A 20,222-nucleotide genomic window follows, 5' to 3' on the forward strand; every position below is an offset into this window, starting at 1 on the left:
AAACACCATGTCGAACATGATGAAGGCACTGGTAAAGGCCAAGGCGGAACCCGGCATCTGGATGGAACATGTTCCCGTGCCGGAGCCGGGTCCCAACGATGTGCTGATCCGCGTGAAGAAATCCGCGATCTGCGGCACCGACGTTCACATCTACAATTGGGATCAGTGGGCGCAGGCGACGATTCCCGTGCCGATGGTTGTCGGGCATGAGTTCTGCGGCGAGATTGCCGATATCGGCTCGGCGGTCACCAAATACAAGGTCGGACAGCGGGTTTCCGGCGAGGGGCATATTGTCTGCGGCACCTGCCGCAACTGCCGGGCGGGCAGGGGGCATCTCTGCCGCAACACGCTGGGCGTCGGTGTGCATCGTCCCGGCTCGTTCGGCGAATATGTGTGCATTCCGGAATACAATGTCGTGCCGATTCCCGACGATATTTCCGACGAGATCGCCGCGATTTTCGATCCGTTCGGCAATGCGGTTCACACCGCGCTGAGTTTCGATCTGGTGGGCGAGGACGTGCTGGTCACGGGCGCCGGGCCCATCGGCATCATGGGCGCGCTGGTTGCCAAGCGCTCGGGCGCCCGCAAGGTCGTCATCACCGACATCAACCCGTCCCGCCTGGCGCTTGCCAAGCAGCTGGGCATCGATCACGTGGTCGATGCGTCGAAGGAAAACCTTGCAGATGTCATGCGCCAGATCGGCATGACGGAAGGTTTTGACGTCGGCCTCGAAATGTCCGGCGCCGCGCCGGCCTTCCGCGACATGATCGACAAGATGAACAATGGCGGCAAGATTGCCATTCTCGGCATTGCGCCGACCGGCTTCGAGATCGACTGGAACAAGGTCATTTTCAAGATGCTCAACCTGAAGGGCATTTACGGTCGGGAAATGTTCGAGACCTGGTACAAGATGATTGCCTTCGTGCAAGGGGGGCTCGATCTGAGCCAGATCATCACCCATCGGCTGCCGATCGATGATTTCCAGGCGGGCTTCGACGCCATGCGCTCGGGAAGCTCGGGCAAGGTTGTTCTGAGCTGGCACTGAAATACGTGCCCTGTTTCGCAATGACGCTATTTCATGGCGTCATGATCGGCGCGGACATGCGCCGATACATGTAGTTCATGGTGCATCCGGAGGTTTTTTGCCCATGACCAAGATGCTTGCCATTGTCCGCAGTCCTGAAGAGGCGGACATCGTCCTTCAGTGCGGCGCCGACATCATCGATGTACCGGCATCTGATCTGCAAGCGCTGCAGCCCTATGCAAAAGCCGCGCGCGGCAAGGCCGTGCTGTCCGCAACACTGCCAGAGGCGGCGCTCGCATCCCATGCCGGGGAACTGGTGGCCGCAGGACTTGGGTTCATCGGCATTCCGGTCGAAACGTCCACGCCGCTTCACGCCCTCCCCGACTTGCCCGCTCCGGCAAAGTGGATGGCAGTCGTTCATGTGGACCTGATGAGCGCGTTGCCCGACGTGTCCAGCCTGTCGTCCCAGGGCTTCGCCGTGATCATGCTGGATACGAGCAACGGATCGCGGCTTTTGAACCATGTGGCTCTCGCCCGAATCGATGCCTATGTCCGGGAGTGCCACGCGCTTTCGATCCTGGTCGGCATCGCCGGTGCGCTTGAAACGCCGGATATTCCGCGTCTTCTCAGTTTTCAGCTGGATATTCTGGGTTTCAGGCAAGCATTTTTCGAGAATGCCCATGCGGGCACGATCAACATTGAGGCGGCTTCGCAAATCCGCGAGCTCATTCCTGCGGAGCGGCAGGACAGTCTTGCGCCCGGTGTCGATTATCAATTGCTGGCGGCGCGCGGCTATTTCCCCGATCCGGCCGAAGAGGGGCTTGGGACAGACAAGATTTTCGTGCGTGATTTCGTCCTGCCCGTTCATATCGGCGCGTACAGTTTCGAGCACGGCATTGCCCAGAAGATGCGTTTCGACGTCACCGCCGATGTCCTGCGGGTAACCCGCAATCCCGAGGACATGCGCCACATCGTGTCCTATGACCTGATCATGGACGGTATTCGCGCCATCGTCGCGCGCGGCCATATCGAGCTGTCGGAAACACTGGCCGAGCGCATTGCTGCGTTCATCCTCGAAAATCCGCGTGTCACCCGCGTGGTGGTGCGGGCGGAAAAGCTGGAACTGGGGCCGGGGGGCGTGGGCGTCGAGATCGAGCGCAGGCGCGAGACACAGATCGCGCCGGTCCTGCCTGCCAACGCACCCGTATCGCATCGCAGGCGCGATCACTGATCATCGGGCGGCGGTTATGATTTCAGGCCAAGTATCTCCGCGGCCGTCGGCCGTCCGGTAACCGCGCGCTGAATGGCCTCTTTTGTGGCCTGATAGTTGTAGTCGTGTATCCTGCTGTCGTCGCGCGCCTGCCAGTGAATGAAAACACCGACGCAGATGAAGAGATTGTCGGCTTCCTCGAGCGGGATCACACCTTCCGCCACGCAATCGCGCACCGCCTTGGCAATACCCGATTGCGCCGGCCCGAACAGCTGCATGGCCTGGCCGGATCCGCGGATCGTGACCTTGTTGTACATCACCGTATTGGGCTTGCAGGGCAGGTTCGGTTCGATCACGGCCAGAACCGAGGTAAAACCATCCTTGTTGTTGGTCAGCGCGTTGCAGAACGCGGTTTCCACTGCGCTGCCGCGCGGGCCGATCAACAGGTCGATATGGGCAACCTCATTGCCTTCGCCGACCAGGGATTCGCCCACCATGACTCTGTTGATGATCTGCATGCCGATTCCTCCATCTCGCGCAGCTATAGCCCAAGATGCGGAAGCGGGGAAAGAATTGTATTCTGCGGCCCGTCAGAGTGTCAGATCGAGCGCTTTCAGCCGTTGCGCGACGTCCTGTTTGCGGTCGGGGTGGACGGCCAGGATGTTCGCCACATGGCCGGCCGGAAAGGCCATGCTTGTGGCGTGAGCGGTCGTCAACGGCCTGAGTGCCCCGGGGAGGACCTCCCACATGTCGTAACCCCAATCGGCCAGGTGTTCGAAAATCTTGCCGGGCGTTGTCTTTGACAGATTGGCAAGGAGCTCGCGATTGATCTCGACGAGGATCGTTGGCTTTGAAGCGCGAATTGTGGCCGCCGCGCCGATGAGAAACAGCCCTTCGGCTCCCTCGATATCGACCTTGATGGAGTCGGGTTTCAGCTTCTTTGCCAGGGCATCGAGCGTTTCAACCTTGGTGCTGCGCTCGCATTGCGCGCCACCGGAGCCGGGGACGAGACTCGTCGCTCCGGCATTGATCGTGTATTCGGCGCTGTTCAGCTGCATGGTGCCCGACGCGTCGGCCAGCGCAAGCTTGTGCAGCTTTATGGTTTTTGCAAGCCTGTTTTCGGCAATCGATTTGTTGAACAGATCCCACAGATACGGCAGTGGTTCAAACGCGACGATCTTGCCGCGGAAACCGGGTTTGGTGGCCAGCGACAATGAATAATATCCGACATTGGCGCCCACATCGACGAATATGCCGTCATCGGGCGTAATCGCCTTGATGATCTCGACGTCGAATTTCTTGTGCTGGCCACTGAAAATGCCGAAGCTCATGTAATACTGGCGAAGGTCCAAATATATCTTGAAGTTATTTTTTGTTTCGTAGAGTACCTCTACGCTGTCGCGCACGAAGTTCTCGAAAACAACATCCGCATGCCTGTGGTGAAATTCCGGGGATGAGAGGAAGCGCCGCCGGTGCTCTTCAAGTGATATATCCGAGACATCAAGCAAATTCTCGGAAATTAGTTTTATCTCTTCAGCATTTGCTTCGCGTCCAAGAATAAATTTGTAGCAACTCATAATGTCATTGTAACTCGTCATGACGCCTTCACATTTATTCGAATTGACCTGCTACGGAAATAGAAATTCTGCCTGCTAGCGTGCAGTCTGAACAGCACTTGCTAACAATTCATCCAATACTTGGAAATGCCCGTTCCAATCTTGTGGTGTGTGTCGTGATTTACTTCGGTATTCGCCGGCATGCGCTTCGATTGCCGCCCGCCAGCCAAGGCCGTCGCAGGGATCGAGCAGCGTTGCCTGGTCGCCGACAATTTCCTTGTGGGACGGAATGTCCGATGCGATGACAGGCGTTCCCGTCGCCATGGCTTCGGCAACCGGCATGCCATATCCCTCGACGAAGGAGGGGGCGAGCAGGGCAGCGGCACCGGACATCAGATCGGCCAACGCGGCATCGCCCAGATCCGGCACTTCGAGCACCATGTTGCGCAGCTGGGGGCACCGGTCCAACGTGGCAAAGACCTGCGCGTTTTCCCAGCCGCGCTTGCCCGCGATCACCAGGCGCGGCGCGCTGTCGCCATCGCGCTCGACGAGCCAGCGCCACAATTGCAGGAGCAGGATGTGGTTCTTGCGCGGTTCAATGGTTCCGACAATGACGAAATAGGGGTTTTGGGTGCGGGGAATGCCCGCGCGGCGGACCTGGCGAAAGCTGTTCTCGATGCCTGGAGGCAGAATCGCCATGGGCGGTGCCACGCGTCCGCGTTCGTCGGCAAATGACCGCAGCGAACGCGCCGTTGTCTGGGAATTGCACAGGATAAGACCGGCATGCCGCAGCACAGTCTCCATCCGCTGCAGGTGGCGCTGGGGCTCCTTCCTGCGGACAAATTCGGGATGGGTGACGGGGATGAGGTCGTGGACGTAGAAAACGCCGCTGCGGCGCTTTCCGTCAAGCCATGAAAAAGCGGCAGGCCTGTCGAGGTTCGTATGGGAGACATGGACGAAAGGGGTGTTCCGTGCCATCGGCCCGGCCGGAAACAGGGTCCGCAAGGCCTTTCCGGCGACCAGACCCCATTGTTTCACCTTTGCCGGCTTTGATCCGGCCGGGGCGGGCCTGATATCACACCAGGATATCCGTCCATCGATGGCCGCATAGAGCTGTTCCAGCTCGGCAGACTGCTTCGGGCTCAGCGCCGTGCCGGACCAGCGCGCGCTCAGGTCGTTTATCAATCCCGCTGCACGGCCCTCATTGATCGCAATCGGCTTGTTCCGCCCCATTTCGACAAAAAGCGAACTGCGTGCCCTGGCCCAATGGGCGTATTGCAGTTCAAAGCGATCAATCCCGGTCGGCGTCGAATAATGCGTGCGCCCGATCAGGCGGGAGATGTCCATGGCTATTGCGTTCATCGTGCCCACCCAATCCGGCGTAGTGACCGGCGCAACACGCCGGTCTTGTTGTGTCGCGTTGCGTGAATTTCATCGATAACGTCTTCCACCTCGCAGGGCAGGCCGGTGTTCCCGGAGAGATAGCGGGGATAGAGAATGAGAACGCCTGCCATGAGCGCATCGAGCGGCAGCGTACGGCGCGGGCGAAGCGGCGTGACGGCGTCATGGGTCAGGCCCCAGCCCGCGTAAAACGGCAATCCGTAGCACCACACCGGCCGTTGCCGGATCAGGGCTTCGAAGCCCAGCTGCGACGTGGCGACATGCACCTCGTCACTCGCATCAAGCAGGGTGTCGAGCGCGGCATTGCCGACGACAAGGTCGGCCAGCTTGCCAAGTGCGGCGGCATCGGCAAGGCCTTGCCGCTTTCCCGCCAGCAGATCGGGATGCTCCTTGTACACCACGAAGGCATCCGGGCGGCGCGTGCGCACCATCTGCAGCAATTGGAGGTTCGAGATGCCGCCGGTGAGGCCAAGCCGCAGGGAGGCATCGTCCGGCACCTGTCCGGCAACGGTGACGATGCGGCGGCCGCCGGCGAGCGTGCGGTAGTCGGGCGATGTGGTGGCGTCGAGATTGTATTTGCTGATCCCGTATTGAATGATCCGCTGGCGCAGGCGGGCCGCCCGGGCGAGCAGCAGCGGGTCGAACGATGCCGTGCGCAGCAACCTCTCCAGACCGCTTTCGCGGGTGGCATCGTAATAAAGCGCCTCCCGGTCGATACAAAGCGAGGAGGCGGGTGTCAGGTTGGCACCAAGCCCCGCAGACCGGATGAAACCATCTTCGATGCGCAGAACCGGCAACGGTGCGGGAAGGGCTTTCCCCCGATGGGGTTCGTCGGCATTCTGACCCCAGCGCACGAGACAGTCCGCCTGTGCCAGCTGTTTTTTCGTCGGCACGTCACCGCAGAAACTGACGCTGGACCAGGGCCCCTGCAGCAGACGCCGGATTGTTTGCCGCTTGTGGCGCGAGAAGCCCGCGCAGAGATAGTTGCCGCGCCGTTCCAGTGCGTGGTGCCGCCAGGCGACAAGCCGGTCGATGGCCTTTTCGGCTGTGGTTTGCCGCTTTGTCACGGGGTCGACATAGAGGGGGTACTGAAGCAATGTTGCCGCGACAAAAGCATCGAGACTCACCCGGTGTGTGCGGCGGTTCAAAGCGGCATTGGCAACCGGGCTGTCGGCCCAGTCCCGTGTCAGACCCCAGCCGGCATAAAACGGAACGCCAAACGTCGTGACGGGGATTGACCGCAACAGCGCGTCGAAACCGAACTGGCTGGATACCGTCCAGACTTCATCGACGACATCGAGCAAGGCATGCGGCGATACGTTCTCGTCGATAAAGCGGATATTGGGCCTTCCCGCGAGATGGCCGAGATACCCCCTGGCATAACCGGCAACACTATCCGGATGGCTTTTGACCAGGACCGTTGCCCCGGGCACGGCACAGGCTTCATTGGCCATATGCCGGAACGCGTGTTCATCGGCACCCGCTCCCCTCACCGAATGATCGCCGGCCACCTGATCGATGAGCAGGATCCGCCGGCCATGGGTTGCGGGCAGGGCGATCGGCCGGTCCGGGAAATGATTATACTTCGTCAGCCGGTGTTCAACGATCATGGCGCGCAGCGTGCGGGCGCGGGCGAGGTCCGGCCTGTCGGCACCCCACTGCAGCAATTCTTCCAGGCGCGATGGCCTGGCGGCATTGAAATAGATGCCGAGATCGTCCGCCACCATCGAAACCGGCGGCACCCCTGCCTTGCCAAGCCCAACCGACCGGAGAAAGCCGTCTTCCAGCGACCAATAGGGAATGCCGCGCATGGCGGCCAACCCCTTTCCCAGCCGGGCAAGCGGCTTTTCACCCCAGCCGACAACACCGTCGGCGCGGTTCCAGGCCATTTCCGCCGACCTTATCGCGGTGGCGCCGAGCGCTGGTCCAATGAGGGGAAATCGCAGCCTCGTCGGCAGAAATGCCAGCAGCTCGGCGCCCTGCGGCGGCAGCCAATTCGCCTGCTCCGCAGCTCCAATGGCCGCCGCGCCGGCGTTTGCCGGGCCTGTTGCTTGCAGGGGGAGTGATCGGGCGAAACTCATGGCGTTCCGTTCGGAGTGTCGGGCGACAGCGCGGGAATATCGACGGCGATCATCTTCAGGTCGCGCTGGATGCGTTGCACGACGCGTTTGCTTGTGGCTTCGGTCAGGTTGCGCAGGTAGAAACTGCCGTTGACGAGGCTTTCCTCGTGCATGCGCGCATTGAATGCCTTGACGGCGTCGCGGCGCGGCGGAACCGGCGATATCCAGAAGCCATCCATTCCGGCCGTGTCACCCGGCTCGCCGCCATGTCGGCGGCCCCAAACCAGATCGCGCTTGTTGTAGATTGCTTCGCCGAGGGAAAGCACGGGTTTGCCATGGTTCAGGGCCAGCAGCCCCGAGGTGCTGTTGACCGTTATCAGCCCAAGGGAGTGCCGTATCAGCAAGCCGATGGAGCCATCATCGACGACATGGACCCGCTCCGCGCAGCCGGCGATCCGCGCCAGTTCCATGGCAAATGGCCGGTAGCTCTTGTGGCCGCGGTCCATCGGATGCACCTTGATCACCAGATGGTGCGCCGGGGCGGCATGCCGCCGGAATGAGCGGATGCTTTCGGTGATGAGCTTTTCCATTGTCCAGCCGCGGCCATGCCGCAGCAGCTGCTGGTCGTCGTGGACCTGCAATGCAATGACGAAATACTGGTTCTCCAGATTCTCGATCAGATTGAGCATCATCGCGTTGTTCGCGGGATAGTGGCGTATTTTCCGGCAGAAATTCCGCGTCCAGAGAACAGCTTCCGACAGAATGCCGCGGCTGCGATGATGGATGTTGCCGCGAAAGAACACGGCACCAGCCGTCTTTGCCAGGTAGTAGCGGATGGCAAACAGGGTCATGGCGCGGAAAAGGTTGCCCTTGACGGGTTCTATCGGGAGCGACGACGATGCAGGCCGCGCCGGCTGGGGCCTGCGAAGGGGCGACAGCGCATTGTTGCCATCCCATTCGCAGGTAATGAAATTGGGGCGGATATAGCCTTCCTCAAAGCAGGAGACGGGCACGCCGGCGCGCAGCGCAACCATGATCGCCTGGCGGTGGTAGGGCCGGCTGTCGCCGAACAGGATGATTGCCTCCGGCCGCCTGCTGCGTATGAACGCGTCCAGCCAATCTGACCAGGCATCCATGGAACCGCAGAAGTTGAGCGTGCCGGGACCATGCGAAAACAGCCAGTCGCCACCGTTGAAGTTGATCTTGAGGACATCAAAGCCCTGTGTTTCGAATGTGCTGGAGAGGATGCGAAAGAATGGGCCGACGGGGCCCTGAAGCAACAGGACAAGGGGCTTTTGCGAGGAGATGCAACGGTTTGCCCGTCCGCGGATCGGAAAAGGAACGATTGTGCCAGATTGCCCGGATTTCTCCTCCACAGGTCGTCAAGCCCCTTCGCAATCGGTTCTGACTTGACGTTATGTCAGCAGAACCCAAAACAAACGCAATTTCAGGTAGTTATTTCATTCGGATTTTTGCGGCGCTATACTAATTCCGCCAGAACAAGTATATTTACGACAATAAGATGTGTATTTGTCTTTTCATTGTTGTTGATGAACATTTGTATTTTATCATATTTGATTATATCAATAGTTATATTCAGTTGTAATTGCAGAATATTTAGTTTCATTATATCTTGGCGTTGTAGTGGATGGCATCAGGCCGCTGGCGGAGATGAATATGAGTTTGGCATTATCCGGCAAACATTCTGAACCCGATGCCGCGACAACCCGGCGCTTCTTGGCATGACGCGGCTCAGTCCCAACGACGAATTCATCGACTACCTGACGCTGGTTGATCTCAGTCAGTCCGAAGCTGAGAAAGCGCGCAAAGACCATTGGACGATACGCCTGATGGCGCTGTTGCGCCGGCATGTGCTGCTTATCCTGATGGTCATTCTCCCGACGACGCTTGCCACGGTGTATTACGGGGTCATTGCTTCGCCCCAATATGTATCGGAAACGCGCTTTGTGGTGCGCAGCCCAAACAGAAATGCAGCGGGCCTGCTCAGCGGATTTTTGCAGAGTACAGGCTTCGTTCGCGCCCAGGACGACAGTTATGTGGTGATGGAATATATTGAATCGCGCGCCGCCGTTGCCACGCTTGAAGCGAAAACCGATCTGCGCGCGATACTGTCCCGGCCCGACATCGATTTTCTGACGCGCTTTCCCCGCATCTGGGGCGATGCGACGGAAGAGGCGCTTTACAAGCACTATCTCAAAATCATGAAAGTCGGTACGGATTCGGGCGGCGGCATCACCACCCTTGAAGTGCGCGCGGCGCGGCCTGAGGACGCGCAAAAGTTGACGGAAGTGCTGCTCGACGGCGCAGAAGCGCTGATCAACCAGCTCAATGAGCGGGCGCGCCAGGACGCCATACGCTACGCCAAGCTCGAGGTTGCCGACAGCGAAAACCGGATGGCGGAGGTGCAGAAGTCGCTGACGGAATTCCGCAACAAGGTTGCAATGATCGACCCCGGCAAGCAGTCGGCGGTCATGCTCGACATGATTGCGAAGTTGTCGGACGAGGTGGCCAAGAACAAAGCCCAGTACACGGCGCTGATCCAGCAGGCGCCGCAAAGCCCGCGGATTCAGTCGCTTCGCAGCAGCATCGATGCAATGGAGACGCAGATCAGCATGGAGCGGGCCCGGGTCGTTGGCGGGGATGCTTCCATGGCGCCATTGATTGCTCAGTATGAGCAATTGCTCCTGCAGCGCGAACTTGGCATGCGGATGCTGGAATCGTCATCGACGTCGCTCGAGAATGCAAAGATCGAGGCGCAAAGGCAGCAGCTTTATCTCGAGCGGATCGTTAATCCCAACCGCCCTGACCATGCCTTGTATCCAAGGCGCCTGTGGTCGATCCTGCTGACCTTCGTGATGTGCTTTGCCGCATTCTGGATCGTCCGTTTCATGCTCAACCAGATCAACGAGCACGCAGAGACATGAGCAATTCGGACACACTGACGTTCACCCATCCCGGTGGTGCTCCGCCTGCATTCACCGCCAATATCCCGTCACCCGACGGATTGCCGAAAGACGGCACCATCGGCGTGTATAACCTAGTCAAGGAATATCCGGTCCACGGCGGAACCCGGCGCGTGCTTGACGATATCACTTTCGAAGTGCACCCCGGGGAGAAGATCGCGATACTCGGCCACAATGGTGCGGGCAAATCCACGCTGGTCCGGTTGATTGCGGGCATTGAAAAGCCAACGGCCGGCCGGGTCGTACGTTCCATGTCGCTTTCATGGCCCATCGCCTTGAGCGGTGGTTTTGGCGGATCGATGACCGGATATGACTGCATGCGGTTTCTGTCACGCATCTATGACAGGCCGCTCGATGAGATACGCGACAGTGTCGAGACCTTCAGCGATCTCGGCAAATATCTGCAGATGCCGATCAAAACCTACTCCTCCGGAATGCGCGCGCGCCTCTCCTTCGGTCTGTCCCTTGCGATCGATTTCGACTGCTACCTGATCGATGAAGTCATCGCGGTTGGCGACCAGCGCTTTCAGCGCCGGTCATTTGACGAGCTGTTTGTGAAGCGCAGGGATCGAGCGATGATCATCGTTGGCCATACCCTTGATATCATCGCCGACCAGTGCAAATCGGCGCTTGTCCTGAAAAGCGGAAGAGGCCGGGTCTTCGACGACGTCAAGTTCGCGTTCAGTATTTATGCTTCGTTGTAGATGGTGCAGGCGCTCGTTCAATCGCGCCGGGCGATGAAGTAATAGGCATGAATACCCGTTGCCGACTGATCGTGGAGAAGATGGACATTCGTCATCTGGTTCTTGTGGAAGAGAGCCAAAACCGTATTCGCATCATAGTCATACATCTGGATGTCCGGATGGCTGTAATTATCCCGGTCAACGAAGACTGTCTCGTTCTTGTAGTAGTCGTTGCGAAAATACATGACCCGGTCATTGTAATACTCGGCCTTGTTCGCCGTCTTGAACAGCGGGATATGCAGTGAAGCAACCCCTCCGCTTTTCACACATTGCAACAGGTCGTTGATGATGAAATAGCCGCGACGCGGCTCAATATGCTGCAACACGATGTAGCTGTTCAACCAATCGACTTTGACACCTTCCTTGACGAGCGTTTCAGCACTTTCAACACATCGGACGTTATCAAGGCCATGACGGGCAACGTTCTGCAGGGTGATGGAGCGCATGGTCTCCGATATATCGATGCCGATGGCGTTCTTGGCCTGCTCGGCCAATGGAATGAGCAGCCTCCCGACGCCGCAGCCAAAATCGATGACGGATTCCGTTGGCGTCGTAAAACCGGGAATAAGACTTTTGATCTTTGCCCGAAGGTTCGCTACATCGGCGCGGCCCCTGGCAAAAAACGTCTGCAGATGTTTTTTTGTCAGTTTCTTTGATTTGAACTCGTCCTCGGTCAGCACCGCCCAATAGGCATTGTCTTGCGCCAGTTTTTCCCAATCTTCATTTGTATCGCGCATGGGATCCTCCGCTGTTGCTGGTCCGCGTGTTTGGTAAACGGCAGCCTCTGCTCTCATTCAAACTTGACGTGCCCTTTGACGCGTTCAATGAGGTAAAAGCCCACGGCATTTGTGAGCAGGCAAGCCGCAAAAATGTATGAGACATCATAAAAGGGCTTGATCGTATTGCCAAAAGTACCTGCCCGGAACATCTCGTAACAATGCACTGTCGGCACGTAAAGCGCCAGTTTCTGGGCTTCGTGGGGCAGCCAGGACACCATGAAGAACATGCCGGAGATAGGCAGCATCAGATACTGAAGCGGCGCGACCAGCTTTTCAACAACCTCAAATATTTCCGCCAGCGCTGCCAGAACGAGCCCGACGGAAAAGGCAAACCATGCCATGAACAGCCAGCCGGCCAGGACGAGGCCAAGATCGGCAAACGGTTCGATAAATCCTGCCAGATAGGCGCCGTGATAGACAACCAGCAGGGCGAAAGTGGTTCCGCCGATCTCCAGCAAAGCCCGGGACATCAGCGCATCGGCGAGGCCGATCTGCCGGTGGTACATCAAAGGCAGATTTTGACGGATACAGCTCACCATGTAGGACGAAACGTGCCGCCACAGGGTCAGGGGCATATAGCCGCTCAGAACGAAGGCAATGACTGTCAGCCCGTGCGCTTCATGACGCATCAGGGTCCACATCAACATGACGCCGCATGTCAGAATCATCGGTTCAAGTATCAGCCAGAGGAAGCCGATATTTTCGCGTCCATAGCGGGTTATCATCTCCCGCATGACCAATGCGCCCAAAACACGCCCCTGCGCGCGCAGGCCAGTAAAAAAACGGGATCTCGGGTTGTATTGAGGCAAGACAGCTTTCATTGAATGTCTTCTTCAAGTTGTATCCACTGAACGTCAAATGAAACTTTATACGTTCTTTTCATCGGTGCAAGGGCGATCTAAATACTTCACAAGTCATATATTTTAGACATATACTCTTTTTGTTTCAGTCTGAATGAAATGAGGCGTGCAATATTCAATTTCGTTGCTGCAAAGGATTAAAATCATAAATAGTCTGGCGCATAATTCTTTTGTTCCGTCCTCAAGGGGAAGAAAATGGGGCGCATTTGCCAGGCTTTGGCAGATACGGCTGCCCTTGGTCGTCATCGTGCTTCCCGTTCTGTTGGTCAGCGTCTACTACGCATTTGTCGCGGCGCCGATTTATGTTTCACAATCGTCTTTTGTTGTGCGTGTCTCGGCACCACCCTCGTCATCAAGTTTCGGCAACCTGCTGCAGAACAGCGGCATTACCCGATCCCAGGACGATACATTCTCCGCGCAGGAATACATCCGGTCCCGCGACGCCTTGCAGCGGATGAGTGACGACCTGCCCATCCGCACCTATTTCGATCGTCCGGAGGCGGATGTTTTTGCGCGCTTCCCGGCACCGTGGCAAACCGGCCTGTTCGAGGAGCTCTACCGGTATTTCTCGCAGCGGGTGCAGGTCATTCACAACGACACAACCGGCATCACCGTTCTCAGGACATCGGCGTTCCGGCCGGACGATGCCTATGAGATGAACCAGAAGCTGCTTGACCTCGGCAGCGAGCGGCTTCTGAAAATGAATGAGCGGGCGCGCGGCGATGCCATTCGCTTCGCCACCACCGAGGTGGGCAATGCCGAGCAGCGCATGATCGATGCGCAGAAGGCGATCACGCTTTTCCGCAACAGGGAATTGATGATCGATCCGGGGCAGAACTCCGTATCGCTGGTTGAACTGATGAGCCGGCTGAGCGCCGAGCTGGCCGCGTCGCGCGCCAGTCTTGCCGAGACGCGGGAAACCGCGCCGGATTCCAGTTCGATCCCTTTCATCACCAGCCGTATCAGCGCCTTGGAAGAGCAGCTGAAACTCGAGCAGCAAAAAGTTGCGGGAACGGACAGCTCCATCGCCCCCAGAATTGCGGATTATGAAGGGCTGATCCTGCAGCGGGAGTTTTCCAACAAGGCACTCCTGTCCGCGCTCGATTCGCTGAAGACAGCAAGGGCCGATGCCAGGCGGCAGCAGCTTTATCTGGAGGTTGTCGTGCCTGCCAATCGTCCTGACAAGGCGGAACTGCCGACGGCCATACGGAACATCACGATTGTTCTGCTGGTGACGTCCATCGGCTACCTGCTCGCCTGGCTGCTGCTCACCGCAATCCGGGATCACAGCAACTAGGGTGCATTGAACTGAACCGCCCGCCATCGTTCACGCGGAGAAGCAGGTGTATATCTCGCTGATGCAGGCTTGAATTTCGCGCTCATGCGATGAGGTTGCGTCAACGTAGCCGGAACGTTTGAATTGATGATTCCGCGCCCTGATGTAGTGGGTGAGCGCTGTTCGATAGTCGCCGGCAATCTTGTGCAGATGCCCGAGCTGAACCTCCACATCTTCCAGGCTGTCAGGGTTGAAGGCATTGGCATAATCGCGGTACTGGCCATAGAGCTTCAGCGCCGCGTCGAAATCTCCGTCTTCCTTCGTGACATTGGCGAAGACGGCAATCATGTCGGCCTGGCCATTGTCGACGACCAGTGCACGCAGGGCGGCGCGGGCCTGTGACCATTTGTTTTCCGCCACAAGCCGCATGGCATCGCGGCGGCTCTGGTCGAGGCCGGGGCGGCTGGAGCCGTTGCGCGCGATATTGACGTGGCGAGCGATTTCCCGATCATCGGGGGCAAGCTGAAGGGCTTTTTCATACCAGATGAACGCGGCCTTCAAGTCACCCCTGCGATTGAAGAGGTGGCCGAGCTGAACGTGAATATCGACATTGCGGGGATGCAGGCCCTGATATTTGCGGTAGGCCGTTTCTGCGCGATCGTAGTTCCCGAGTTCCTTTTCGGCGTGGCCAAGCTGCACGAGCAAGTCCGTGCGTGCCGGGCTATCGGCAATGGCGCGCCGGTAAAACGTCGCTGCGCTTTGCCAGTCACCGCGATTGCGGGCGGCATCCGCCTGTGCCCCGGCGGACAGCTGTGTCTCAACCGCAGCACCGTTGTCTGCCGGTTTCGGCTGGCGTCTGGCCGCTTGCCCGGAGAATGGCAGGCGGATCATGACTGTGCCTCGCGAACCATCGATATATCGCGCAGCCGTACCCACGACGTCTCGCTGTGTGTATCAACAATCTTCACACGCAGTTCAACGAAGCGGTGTTCGGCACGGATCTCGGTTGAAAGATTGCCGGTGAAAGAGCCTGCTATCGTCACTTCCTGAAGAATATCGAGGCCGGAATTGGCAACCAGCTGTATGGCCAGCTTGGCATTCATTTCCTGCACCAGATCGATCTGGATACGCCACGACCCCGTCTGAAAGCTGCGTTTCGGCCCGACGAGCAGCCAGCCAGGGCTAACCTTCCATCCATTGTCGACAACGTTGACCGGCTGGCGCAACAGGTCCGGCCCGATCATCCAGCCGGACCCCGGTACCTCGCGCACGAAAATCAGCGTCTCCTGACCATTCAAATCATAGGAGAGGCCAGCCGGCATGGTTCGTGCGGCACTGCTGTCGTCCTGCACGCCTTGCGCATGGCCCGATTCCGCCATTGTATCCCAAAGCGACACCCGGCCTTCGCGGCGGGCAATTCCAACAATCGTCTTGACGACCTCCTCGCGCGCCATCGTGCCCCGCCGCAGGTCGAACTCGAATGCGAGCCGCTCCTTGTCGGTGGGCTCGCGCCCGAGAATCTTGGAAAAACCGTACCGCAGAAATGCCACGTCGCTGTCGGGTGCAAAACGGGCAAAATTTTCAATCAGCGCGAACTGATCGGCGGGTCGCCGTATGACCTGTGCCGAGAAGTCGCCAATCTTCTCGGTGGTCTCGGGGGCAACGGACCGAAGGGCGTCGATGACTTTCATCCTGTTGGTTCCATTGCGAATGGCCTGCGCCAGATCATGCCGGTCGTCCGCGCTCAAATCCGTTTCTGCGAGGTTGAAGGCGGCGGCCCAGGCGTCGACGAATGCGTCGGCCGGCAAGGAAAAGACATCCTTGGGCAGGGCTTGCAGCGGTATCTTATGCAGCTCGGCGATTGTCATGTTTGCGTCCCAACATCTGTTCGATCATCACAACGTGCCGCGCAGCGACGCGCGGATAGGAATTCCATTCCGCCGCCTGCCGGCGGTCGGCGTCGCGCAAACCCAGAAGGTCGGGGTTCTGGGCGAGACTGACAAGAGCTTCGGCAACGCAATCCACATCCACCGAGCGCACGACATGGCTGATGGGCCACATGTCCCGCAACACCGATGAACGGGAGCACAGGAGGGGGCGATCCGCCGTCATGGCAATCCGCGCCGCGCCGGTCGCCGTCTCGGTCGAGGCGCCATAGAGAAAAGCCAGCAGGTTGCATTGGGCCAGCTCGTCGCTCAGCTCATTCTCGTCGATGAAATCAAAGCGGGCTGTTGCAACGTCATGCAGGTCAAAGTGTGTCAGGAGATTCTCGATCAGCACCCGGGATGCCCGGGACTCATCATTCGGAACCATGCAATTGAGCAGTTTGAGGCGCAGTCGCGGTTCGAAAAGCCGCGCTTTTGCAAATCCCTGCACCAATATGTCGATGTTCTTGTGCGGCATCAAAAAGCCGAACGAACCGATGGTGAATGCGGATGGATCTGGTTGCGCGCCCCCGCCCGTCGCCTCACGCACCCCGTGAGGAACAACAATGGCGTTGGGATGTCCCGCCTTGGCCAGGAGCCCCGCGTCTTCAGCGGAATGGACAAACACGATATCGAAGCTCTTCGTCCAGTCCAGATTGCCGCCGCGCAGCGTTTCCTTCACGCTGTGCATGGTTATAACGCGCAGCTTGTGGTTGATCTGCAGCAGGGTTTTCAACAACAGTTCCATGTCTGATGTTGAGAAGTGGCCGGGATGATGCTGCATCCACAGGACGTCGCCCTTTGCCTCCTCGATTTCCGCGATGAACCGCATGAGCGAGGTAAGATCATAGCCCCACGGCCGCGATGTGATATCCGCGGTTTCGGCCGTCCTGGCGGCTGCGCTGTCCGGCAAGGCATCATCGAGAATGCGGCGCGCATAGATATGCGAGAAACGGCCGGCCAGTGCCGGGGTGGAAAACAGGTGTCCGGCATAGGTCGCAAGGCCACACTGCTGTTGCCACGACGAAACGAGGTCGACAGTCCACGGCCGTTTGGGGGAGACGATCAGTTTTACCGGTTTGGCGATGGCCGCAAGAACCCTGGCAGCCACCGCATTCCATCCGGTATGTGCGTCCAGAAAACGTTGCGCATTTTTGCTGCGCATGCGTGCCTCCTCCTCATTGTCGAGCGCTGCGCGCATTTGCGCGCCAAGATGCAGGGTGGAAGGCTCGGCCCACAAGCTCAATGAACCCGATACATGGGCCAGCGACGGCGCCATGTGGTAGTCAACCAGCCATGCGGTGGAAGGGGTGCAGAAATCCACCTGGCCGCTGTAGCCGGTGGTCACGACGGGGATCCCCAGGCGCATTGCCTCCGCCAGGGGCAGGCCGAACCCTTCGCCCCTGCTTGGCGCAACGACAAGCGCTGCGGTCCGGTACAACGCAAGCAATTGCTCGGGATCGCAATAATCTTCGATCAGGATGACGGGTGGCGCCTGTTTCAGTTGCTCTTCGAAGCGGGCCATGACGGATTTGAGGATGTTGTCCGGATTGGGAAAGGTTTTGATGACGAGCTCAACCGGCTCATCGTGTTTGAATGTCCTGGCGTAGGCCTCGACAAGCACATCCACGCCCTTGCGCGGGAAGCAGGATGACACGTGCAGAATCCGTGCCTTGCCATGCGGCGGCAGCGGCGATTCCGCGGCAAGTCCGGCATGGGCCTGGATATGGTCCGTCCCGTTGCCGACAACTTCGACAGGAATGGTCAATCCGGATAGTACGAAGGCTTGTTTGACGAAATTGGACGTGACCATCAAGAGATCGAGATCGCGGTTGAAACGCGAGACAAGATATTGCGGTACTTCCAGCTCTTCCCAGGCAAAATTGACATAGGCGTTGAAGCGTCCAAGCATGTCATGGGTCGCCGGCGGCCAGGTGTTGCGCACGTGAATATCGAATGTTTCGCCGGCCGGATAATGGGCAAGCAGCCGGCGTCTGACGTCTGGCATGGCATTCAGGCGGGAATCGGTTTGCCAATCGGATTCGTGCGTGTAGCAGACGATTTCAACGCCTGATGCAATCAGTGCTTGTGCCAGGCAACGGTTGACGATGGCCAGGCTGTAGTCGCCCTTGAACACGCCATCAAAGAAAATGCGCTTGCCTGCAAACCTGACAAGCAAACCTCTCATATCGTCTATATTTGCATCGAGCGAATAAGGTGAAGTAAATAATTCACTGCGCATTCACTGCTCTCCAAGTATCTTTGAAGCTTATTCCATACTGAAAAATAGAATTTGTAAATGAAATATATTGTTTTTTACAAGAATATTATTGTAATATATAGTTAAAATTATAGATTGCAGCGATATATACCGCTGCAATCTGTATTTATGTTTTGGTATTAAGATGCTTTTGCTTCACTCGTGGTGTAGCCAAGAGCGGTTTCACGTTCGGCGATCAATGCGCGTGCTTGATCAACGGCAGGGCCCCAGTAAGCAAGAGGGAAGCTGGATTTTACTTCCTTGGCCTTTATCGACGTGAATTGCAGGATGCCTGGTTCGAGAAATGCTTTTCTGTTTCCAAGATCCAAATATGTCTCCGCTTGAGCACCTTCAGCCCAAATGACATCGTGTTCTTCAAGTTCGATATGGAAGTATTCAATCGGATCAAGAACAATTTCCTGGGTAATCGTCGTTCCGTTTATCAACAGCTTCGCAGGAATGAGCGAGCCGTTGATGAACATGCAATGATCTGGTGAAACGAAGAGGTCCCGATGCGGAACGTTGTCAGCGATGGCGCCAGCGTGGATATGCACCGGGAGTTCATCGCGTGGCTTATCCATCAGTTTCGGATCGACTATCCGCTTTCCTATCCATTTTACTTCTGTAGCACCATTGTTGAAGCTGAGGATCATATCGCCAACGCTCAAATACTCGACGGGAATTTCCCCCTCAGGAGTAGCCACACGCGTGCCTCGCACGAAGCAAGGGAGTGTAAAGGTCAACGTATCTGAAGTATCGCTGTACGTGTACTGCGCTCCAGCAGGAATAGTGTATTGGGCAAGCGTAATTAAGCCACCCAGTCCACCATGGAAAGTGATTACATTGCCGCTTTGCGTAACGCTGGATGAGCCCGTTACAGTTACCTGATCTCCAGCATTGGCATTGATGATGTTCGGCGCGGCGCTGAGGGAAAGTCCGAGTGCCGGTGGTGTGAAAACGAAGTGCCCTGTCCCGCCCGAGCCGAGAAAGTCAACGGTCGTATTCTGAATAAGATCTACGCTGATGAGGCCGGATTGCAATGTGAGCGTGGTTCCGGCGCCAATCAAATAATGAAATGTAGACCCCGCGGATACGCCAGCAAGGGCCGGGTTTACGGTGACGTTTGCGCCATTCTCCAACTGAATTGTCGTGTTGGTAACAACACCGCCGCCAACAAGGCTTGTAAGATTTACCGTTGCGCCATTAACGATCAGCGTTCCGCTCGATACAAGTCCAAGTTCAAGAGTATTGCTGGAATTCCAGCTACTATCGATAGTTGTTGTAGAATTGTTTATGAGATCAAGATGTATGAGAGCCATAGGACAAACACCTTCTGTTGAAAGTCAATTTATTGTGCTCAGCTGCTTTTCTGATCAGAACTTGTAGTTCAGGCCGACGCGCACGCTGTGGAAATCAGACGTTGCGTCTGTCGAAATAAAGTCATTCCCGACCGTGTGCGTGCCGAAATTGATGTACTGGTATTCGAGTTTGGCTGTCAGGTGGTCTGTGAAGGCATGTTCGATACCGGCGCCTGCGACCCAGCCGGCCCGGGTCTTGCTCTCGCTGGCGGCGTTGCCGATGCTGTCGGAAATCGAGTATTTGACATTGCCGTAAGCCAGGCCGCCCGTTCCGTAAATCATCGTGCGGTCAAATGCATAGCCAAGACGCGGACGAACGGTACCGAACCAGTCGACCTTTGAGTGGGCATTGAAGTTCAGGCGGCCAAGCGGACCGGAAATGCTGTCGCTGATGTCGCCGCCCTGGAAATCCGCTTCCAGGCCGAGAACGAAATTGTTGATCTGATAGTTGTAGCCGACCTGCGCGCCGCCGAGAAAGCCGTTATCCTCCAAGGTGCCGATGCTGCCGAGGAAGTTTCCGCCCTCGCGAAATCCAACGCGATCATTTCCAGAAAATGCATAGCCGGCGTTCACACCGGCATAGAAACCCGTCCAGGTAAAAGCCGGTGCCGTGAACACTGCTTCCGGGGGAGCTGTATCAGTGACGGCATCGGCGGCATAAGCATTGCCCGATAAAACAGCGGCTGCAAAGAATAGACCGATAGCACCAAGTTTCTGCATAACTTTCACCTTCAAAAGACCAACTTCGAGGTGAAGATTGCCATAGATTATAATTAAGATATATAC

The 20,222-nt window shown here is 57.5% G+C and carries 17 protein-coding genes; 5 read left to right on the top strand and 12 right to left on the bottom strand.

All coding sequences use genetic code 11. The annotated features are described in order from the left end of the window. Positions 1-7: 7 nt before the first annotated feature. Together tdh and RDL77_RS19110 are read left to right on the top strand one after the other, a co-directional pair. Positions 8-1,045, top strand: coding sequence for an L-threonine 3-dehydrogenase (gene tdh, locus RDL77_RS19105; RefSeq protein WP_288194286.1), 1,038 nt, complete (start codon positions 8-10; stop codon positions 1,043-1,045). 103 nt (positions 1,046-1,148) lie between these two features. Next, entirely contained in the window at positions 1,149-2,255 is a 1,107-nt protein-coding gene (locus RDL77_RS19110) for a (5-formylfuran-3-yl)methyl phosphate synthase (protein ID WP_288194288.1), read from the top strand. Between the two features lie 14 nt (positions 2,256-2,269). On the opposite strand, the gene fae is transcribed toward RDL77_RS19110, so the two are convergent. From fae to RDL77_RS19135, 5 genes are all read right to left on the bottom strand, one after another. Further along, complete coding sequence (gene fae / locus RDL77_RS19115) at positions 2,270-2,752, bottom strand: formaldehyde-activating enzyme (RefSeq protein ID WP_223614787.1); 483 nt, start codon at positions 2,750-2,752, stop codon at positions 2,270-2,272. A gap of 72 nt (positions 2,753-2,824) precedes the next feature. Next, entirely contained in the window at positions 2,825-3,565 is a 741-nt protein-coding gene (locus RDL77_RS19120; protein WP_288194289.1) for an FkbM family methyltransferase, read from the bottom strand. A gap of 321 nt (positions 3,566-3,886) precedes the next feature. Beyond that, a complete protein-coding gene (locus RDL77_RS19125) occupies positions 3,887-5,152 on the bottom strand; it encodes a glycosyltransferase family 1 protein (RefSeq protein ID WP_288194290.1) in 1,266 nt (421 codons plus the stop codon). Then, entirely contained in the window at positions 5,149-7,272 is a 2,124-nt protein-coding gene (locus tag RDL77_RS19130; protein ID WP_288194291.1) for a capsular polysaccharide biosynthesis protein, read from the bottom strand. The genes RDL77_RS19125 and RDL77_RS19130 overlap by 4 nt, the downstream gene beginning before the upstream one ends. Continuing rightward, positions 7,269-8,531 carry a capsular biosynthesis protein gene (locus RDL77_RS19135; protein ID WP_288194293.1) on the bottom strand — a complete coding sequence of 421 codons (1,263 nt, stop codon included), beginning with the start codon at positions 8,529-8,531 and terminating at the stop codon, positions 7,269-7,271. The genes RDL77_RS19130 and RDL77_RS19135 overlap by 4 nt, the downstream gene beginning before the upstream one ends. Positions 8,532-8,993: 462 nt before the next feature. On the opposite strand from RDL77_RS19135, the gene RDL77_RS19140 reads away from it, so the two are divergent. Beyond that, complete coding sequence (locus RDL77_RS19140; RefSeq protein WP_288194295.1) at positions 8,994-10,196, top strand: Wzz/FepE/Etk N-terminal domain-containing protein; 1,203 nt, start codon at positions 8,994-8,996, stop codon at positions 10,194-10,196. Next, on the top strand, positions 10,193-10,939 hold the full coding sequence (locus tag RDL77_RS19145) for an ABC transporter ATP-binding protein (protein ID WP_288194297.1): 747 nt from the start codon (positions 10,193-10,195) through the stop codon (positions 10,937-10,939). Before RDL77_RS19140 ends, RDL77_RS19145 begins: the two co-directional genes overlap by 4 nt. Before the next feature lie 17 nt (positions 10,940-10,956). Here the strand turns inward: RDL77_RS19145 and RDL77_RS19150 are convergent, their stop codons facing one another. Together RDL77_RS19150 and RDL77_RS19155 are read right to left on the bottom strand one after the other, a co-directional pair. Then, positions 10,957-11,715, bottom strand: coding sequence for a bifunctional 2-polyprenyl-6-hydroxyphenol methylase/3-demethylubiquinol 3-O-methyltransferase UbiG (locus RDL77_RS19150; RefSeq protein ID WP_223614794.1), 759 nt, complete (start codon positions 11,713-11,715; stop codon positions 10,957-10,959). Positions 11,716-11,768: 53 nt separating this feature from the next. Continuing rightward, positions 11,769-12,578, bottom strand: coding sequence for an ABC transporter permease (locus tag RDL77_RS19155; protein ID WP_288194298.1), 810 nt, complete (start codon positions 12,576-12,578; stop codon positions 11,769-11,771). Positions 12,579-12,852: 274 nt separating this feature from the next. Here RDL77_RS19155 and RDL77_RS19160 point away from each other — a divergent pair, with 274 nt between their 5' ends. Continuing rightward, positions 12,853-13,914: a capsule biosynthesis protein gene (locus RDL77_RS19160; RefSeq protein WP_288194299.1), complete on the top strand. Its 1,062-nt coding sequence runs from the start codon at positions 12,853-12,855 to the stop codon at positions 13,912-13,914. A gap of 30 nt (positions 13,915-13,944) precedes the next feature. Here the strand turns inward: RDL77_RS19160 and RDL77_RS19165 are convergent, their stop codons facing one another. The 5 genes from RDL77_RS19165 to RDL77_RS19185 form a co-directional block, all read right to left on the bottom strand. Beyond that, positions 13,945-14,784, bottom strand: coding sequence for a lipopolysaccharide assembly protein LapB (locus RDL77_RS19165; RefSeq protein ID WP_288194300.1), 840 nt, complete (start codon positions 14,782-14,784; stop codon positions 13,945-13,947). Continuing rightward, the gene (locus RDL77_RS19170) at positions 14,781-15,761 is read right to left on the bottom strand and encodes a hypothetical protein (RefSeq protein ID WP_288194301.1); all 981 of its coding nucleotides are present in this window, start codon (positions 15,759-15,761) and stop codon (positions 14,781-14,783) included. The genes RDL77_RS19165 and RDL77_RS19170 overlap by 4 nt, the downstream gene beginning before the upstream one ends. Next, positions 15,739-18,060, bottom strand: a complete 2,322-nt coding sequence (locus tag RDL77_RS19175; RefSeq protein WP_288194302.1) for a glycosyltransferase — start codon at positions 18,058-18,060, stop codon at positions 15,739-15,741. The genes RDL77_RS19170 and RDL77_RS19175 overlap by 23 nt, the downstream gene beginning before the upstream one ends. Positions 18,061-18,218: 158 nt before the next feature. Beyond that, the gene (locus tag RDL77_RS19180) at positions 18,219-19,397 is read right to left on the bottom strand and encodes a Hint domain-containing protein (RefSeq protein WP_288194303.1); all 1,179 of its coding nucleotides are present in this window, start codon (positions 19,395-19,397) and stop codon (positions 18,219-18,221) included. 54 nt (positions 19,398-19,451) lie between these two features. Continuing rightward, entirely contained in the window at positions 19,452-20,156 is a 705-nt protein-coding gene (locus tag RDL77_RS19185) for an outer membrane protein (protein WP_288194308.1), read from the bottom strand. Positions 20,157-20,222: the final 66 nt, after the last annotated feature.

It is taken from the genome of uncultured Phyllobacterium sp. (assembly GCF_902479695.1).
Lineage (GTDB): Bacteria > Pseudomonadota > Alphaproteobacteria > Rhizobiales > Rhizobiaceae > Phyllobacterium > Phyllobacterium calauticae.

Excerpts from the sequence above, each read along its gene's own strand:
- RDL77_RS19155 (WP_288194298.1), bottom strand. The coding sequence starts at position 12,578 with ATGAAAGCTGTCTTGCCTCAATACAACCCGAGATCCCGTTTTTTTACT.
- RDL77_RS19125 (WP_288194290.1), bottom strand. The coding sequence starts at position 5,152 with ATGAACGCAATAGCCATGGACATCTCCCGCCTGATCGGGCGCACGCAT.
- RDL77_RS19145 (WP_288194297.1), top strand. The coding sequence starts at position 10,193 with ATGAGCAATTCGGACACACTGACGTTCACCCATCCCGGTGGTGCTCCG.
- RDL77_RS19175 (WP_288194302.1), bottom strand. The coding sequence starts at position 18,060 with ATGCGCAGTGAATTATTTACTTCACCTTATTCGCTCGATGCAAATATA.
- RDL77_RS19110 (WP_288194288.1), top strand. The coding sequence starts at position 1,149 with ATGACCAAGATGCTTGCCATTGTCCGCAGTCCTGAAGAGGCGGACATC.
- RDL77_RS19130 (WP_288194291.1), bottom strand. The coding sequence starts at position 7,272 with ATGAGTTTCGCCCGATCACTCCCCCTGCAAGCAACAGGCCCGGCAAAC.
- RDL77_RS19140 (WP_288194295.1), top strand. The coding sequence starts at position 8,994 with ATGACGCGGCTCAGTCCCAACGACGAATTCATCGACTACCTGACGCTG.
- RDL77_RS19150 (WP_223614794.1), bottom strand. The coding sequence starts at position 11,715 with ATGCGCGATACAAATGAAGATTGGGAAAAACTGGCGCAAGACAATGCC.
- RDL77_RS19165 (WP_288194300.1), bottom strand. The coding sequence starts at position 14,784 with ATGATCCGCCTGCCATTCTCCGGGCAAGCGGCCAGACGCCAGCCGAAA.
- fae (WP_223614787.1), bottom strand. The coding sequence starts at position 2,752 with ATGCAGATCATCAACAGAGTCATGGTGGGCGAATCCCTGGTCGGCGAA.
- RDL77_RS19180 (WP_288194303.1), bottom strand. The coding sequence starts at position 19,397 with ATGGCTCTCATACATCTTGATCTCATAAACAATTCTACAACAACTATC.
- tdh (WP_288194286.1), top strand. The coding sequence starts at position 8 with ATGTCGAACATGATGAAGGCACTGGTAAAGGCCAAGGCGGAACCCGGC.
- RDL77_RS19185 (WP_288194308.1), bottom strand. The coding sequence starts at position 20,156 with ATGCAGAAACTTGGTGCTATCGGTCTATTCTTTGCAGCCGCTGTTTTA.
- RDL77_RS19170 (WP_288194301.1), bottom strand. The coding sequence starts at position 15,761 with ATGACAATCGCCGAGCTGCATAAGATACCGCTGCAAGCCCTGCCCAAG.
- RDL77_RS19120 (WP_288194289.1), bottom strand. The coding sequence starts at position 3,565 with ATGAGCTTCGGCATTTTCAGTGGCCAGCACAAGAAATTCGACGTCGAG.